Origin of the sequence: Arthrobacter sp. TB 26 (assembly GCF_000427315.1) — a bacterium.
Lineage (GTDB): Bacteria > Actinomycetota > Actinomycetes > Actinomycetales > Micrococcaceae > Arthrobacter.
The window spans coordinates 1-799 of the sequence record NZ_AUPJ01000064.1; the positions used below are offsets into that span (position 1 = coordinate 1).

The following is a 799-nucleotide window of genomic DNA, read 5'->3' on the forward strand; positions in this document are numbered from 1 at the left end:
CCCGGGCCATTGATGGAGTCGCTTCCGCCGGCGGGAAAACGGAACTCCGATTTCCGGGAAACGGTTTTCGTCCATCCCTTAGATAAGTATACTTACTAATATCCCAACGTGGGGTAGAGGATTAAGGAGAGTGCGATGGCTGGATATTTCGAGGTCGTGGACGCGCCCGACGGCGGCTACCGGATCCGGATGCTTGACGGCGCAGGAAGCCTGATGGCTGTCTCGGTCACGTTCCCCACCAAGAGGGCCGCTGTGGCCGGCATCGCCCAGGCCCGCGAAATCGCCGGTACTGGACTCATCCGCGACCGCAGCGCCGGCAGGCAAGCCGCCGCGCCGGCGGTATCCGCTGCGTCCCTGGCCAGAGTGCCCAGAAGGACCGCAGGAGGGACCAGTCGCGGTACAACCCTCTCCGGCGGGTCGCTGGCAGCCGGAAAGCGAGCGCGTTCTCATCACTGATTCCAGTCCTCACGGCCGCCCTGGCCCGGTCCCCGCAGAGCCCACGACCGCCGAGTCTTCCCGGGGCGGGCGCAAGGCCGCCGTGCTGTTCGACGTCGACGGCACCCTGGTCGACTCGACGTATCTTCACACCCTGGCCTGGTGGCAGGCCTTCCGGCAGGCCGGCTACGACGTTCCGATGGCGAGCATCCACCGCTCGGTCGGGATGGGCGGGGACAAAATCCTCGCCAAACTGCTGCCGGCTGACCGGGACACGGGCGCGGACAGCACCATCATGACCTCGCACGCCGCCGTGTTCTCCACCTTCTGGCCCGCGCTGCGCCCGCTGGATGGCGCCCGCGAG

General features: G+C 67.1%; 1 protein-coding gene and 1 pseudogene (1 of these 2 cut by a window edge). Both read left to right on the forward strand.

All coding sequences use genetic code 11. The features are described 5' to 3' along the window. The first annotated feature begins 135 nt into the window (after window positions 1-135). Window positions 136-456, forward strand: a complete 321-nt coding sequence (locus K789_RS0101195; protein ID WP_024365153.1) for a YegP family protein — start codon at window positions 136-138, stop codon at window positions 454-456. Between the two features lie 106 nt (window positions 457-562). Further along, window positions 563-799, forward strand: a pseudogene (locus tag K789_RS21955) (HAD family hydrolase); it runs 413 nt beyond the window's last position.

Bases quoted from the DNA above. Each gene is read 5' to 3' on its own strand.
- K789_RS0101195 (WP_024365153.1), top strand. From the start codon at position 136: ATGGCTGGATATTTCGAGGTCGTGGACGCGCCCGACGGCGGCTACCGG.